The sequence below is a fragment of the Streptococcus suis genome, from assembly GCF_002964045.1.
Classification (GTDB): Bacteria; Bacillota; Bacilli; order Lactobacillales; family Streptococcaceae; genus Streptococcus; species Streptococcus suis_U.
Window position 1 is genome coordinate 1 of sequence record NZ_POPB01000250.1, and the last position, 2,631, is coordinate 2,631.

A 2,631-nucleotide genomic window follows, 5' to 3' on the forward strand; every position below is an offset into this window, starting at 1 on the left:
TTTTTCTTTGTGTAGCATAGGAGAACCTCATAAGTCCTTTTTCTTATATTATACTCCTAAATACGAAGAAAAGCCCTTAGAAAATCAATTCTAAGGACTTTGTCTTCAGTCTGAGAGGAGCTACATTTGTTAGCTCCTTTATTGACTTTATTTTGAAAGAATAGATGACAAAAGGCGTCCAATGGTATAGTGCGATGGAAGAATATAAACTTTGATGAAGTAGCGGTGGAAAGGCAGGGAATCCTTGTAGAATGTTTTCACAAATGGATTGCTCAGATAATGTAGTGAATCTAGGTGTTTTTTTGCATACCGATAAGCTGATTTATCTCCAATTTTGACTGCATTTGCGATCATTTGAAGTAAGTCTTCAATCATCTTAAAGTGAAAATAATCTTTGAAGTCTGGGTTTCTTTCGCCCATGATACGGTTGTTTTCCATTGATTTTCGATTATTCTCAGGGGCAGGAGTTGTACTGAGAGAACCTTCCCGCGAACGATAGATATATAGTTTTTCAGGAACAGTTGTGATATGTTCTGCATGAATCATCAACTCAAAGTAAATTCCCTCTCCCATACCAGGTAGAAATCGAAAGTTAATTTTTTCGATTAGCTTTTTTGAAACCATCCGAGCAGTCGGTTGAGTATTATGAAAAATATCTTTTAGTTCTGCTTTACCATAGATTGGTTTGTACCAGACAGATTTTTCTTTTCCATCAGAAGAGTAGGTCCCCGTGTCACATAGTACCAAATCTGCTTGATCAATCAAGGCTTGTTGATAGAGTTTCTCAAACATATCTTTTTGAAGGAAATCGTCTGAGTCAACAAAAGAGATAAACTGTCCGGATGCTCGCTCAATTCCTTTATTTCGTGCTTCACCAACTCCAGTATTGGTTGGTGAGTCGATAAGTTGAATCCGCGAATCTTCTTGTTCGTACTTTTTCATGATGGAAAAGGACTGGTCAGTTGAGCAATCGTTGACTAAAATAAGTTCGATATCTGTCAAGCTTTGGTTTAAAATGGATTCGATACACTCACCGATATATTTTTCTGTATTATAAACTGGGACGATGATGGAAACTTTTGGCACGATTGATATCCTTTCTTTTTTTACATTATATCACAGAATTTTATAAACTTTGAAAAACCCAAAAAATGTGACATTCGATAGGAAATGCCATTAAAAGTGTAAAATGATTAAGGCTTTGAAATTGAGGGGAGTGAAAATAATGTTAAAAACAGTAGTACGCAAGAACGAATCACTTGATGATGCTCTTCGTCGTTTCAAACGTGCGGTTACTAAAGCTGGTACTCTTAAAGAAACACGCAAACGCGAATTCTACGAAAAACCATCTGTAAAACGTAAACGTAAATCAGAAGCAGCTCGCAAGCGTAAAAAATTCTAATTGAATCGGAAAACAGCCCTAGGTTTATTTTGTTTACTTTTGAACAAAGCTCCTATATAGTATATTATATAACGTTCGGAAAGGTAGAAAAGGAGTTTTCTATGAGTATTTTAGTAACGGGGGGAGCAGGCTATATTGGTAGCCATACCGTTGTGGAATTGTTGAAATTAGGGAATGATGTTGTTATCGTAGATAATCTATCCAATTCAAGTATCTTGGTTTTGGACCGTATTGAAACCATCACAGGCAAACGCCCAACTTTCTATGAGTTAGACGTAGCAGATAAGGAAGCTTTGCGTGAGGTTTTTGAAAAAGAAAACATTGAGGCAGCCATTCACTTTGCAGGCTACAAGGCAGTTGGTGAGTCCGTAGCCAAACCGGTCATGTACTACGAAAACAACATCATGTCTACCTTAGCTTTGGTAGAAGTCATGGCAGAGTTTAGTGTTAAGAAACTTGTCTTCTCATCCAGTGCAACGGTTTACGGTCTTAACAACCCATCTCCTTTGGTGGAAACCATGCCAACCAGCGCAACCAACCCTTATGGCTATACAAAAGTCATGTTGGAACAAATCTTGCGTGATGTAGAAGTAGCAGATAAGGAATGGAGTGTTGCCCTTCTCCGTTATTTCAACCCAATCGGTGCCCATGAATCAGGCTTAATTGGTGAAGATCCAGCAGGTATTCCAAACAACCTCATGCCATTTGTGGCACAGGTAGCCGTAGGTAAGCGTCCAGAACTCAGTGTCTTTGGTTCGGACTATGACACAGTAGATGGAACAGGTGTTCGTGATTACATTCACGTGATTGACTTGGCACTTGGTCACATCAAGGCCTTGGAAAAAATTTCGACAACCTCAGGTGTGCATACCTATAACCTCGGATCTGGTCAAGGAACTAGTGTGCTAGAATTGGTCCAAGCCTTTGAAAAAGTCAATGGGGTGCCGGTACCTTATAAAATTGTTGAACGTCGTCCTGGCGATGTGGCAACTTGCTATGCCAACGCAGACAAGGCGCTAGCTGAACTCAATTGGAAAACAGAGAAAACCATTGAAGATATGTGCAGTGACACATGGAATTGGCAATCAAAAAATCCAAATGGATATAACGGTTAAAGAGGCTGGGCAAAAACTAGCCAATAACTAAAAAAATACACAGACAGATTGAGCTGCTTCAGATGAAATCCAGCCGAACTGTCTGTGTTTTTCTTTCTGTTTCTACTCTCTTGG

The 2,631-nt window shown here is 39.0% G+C and carries 3 protein-coding genes; 2 read left to right on the top strand and 1 reads right to left on the bottom strand.

The annotated features are described in order from the left end of the window. Positions 1-147: 147 nt before the first annotated feature. Complete coding sequence (locus C1E99_RS02395) at positions 148-1,086, bottom strand: glycosyltransferase family 2 protein (RefSeq protein WP_105206467.1); 939 nt, start codon at positions 1,084-1,086, stop codon at positions 148-150. Positions 1,087-1,225: 139 nt separating this feature from the next. Here C1E99_RS02395 and rpsU point away from each other — a divergent pair, with 139 nt between their 5' ends. Together rpsU and galE are read left to right on the top strand one after the other, a co-directional pair. Beyond that, positions 1,226-1,402, top strand: a complete 177-nt coding sequence (gene rpsU, locus C1E99_RS02400) for a 30S ribosomal protein S21 (RefSeq protein WP_105206468.1) — start codon at positions 1,226-1,228, stop codon at positions 1,400-1,402. A gap of 101 nt (positions 1,403-1,503) precedes the next feature. Further along, positions 1,504-2,517 carry a UDP-glucose 4-epimerase GalE gene (gene galE / locus C1E99_RS02405; protein WP_105206469.1) on the top strand — a complete coding sequence of 338 codons (1,014 nt, stop codon included), beginning with the start codon at positions 1,504-1,506 and terminating at the stop codon, positions 2,515-2,517. Positions 2,518-2,631 lie beyond the last annotated feature (114 nt).

Excerpts from the sequence above, each read along its gene's own strand:
- galE (WP_105206469.1), top strand. The coding sequence starts at position 1,504 with ATGAGTATTTTAGTAACGGGGGGAGCAGGCTATATTGGTAGCCATACC.
- rpsU (WP_105206468.1), top strand. The coding sequence starts at position 1,226 with ATGTTAAAAACAGTAGTACGCAAGAACGAATCACTTGATGATGCTCTT.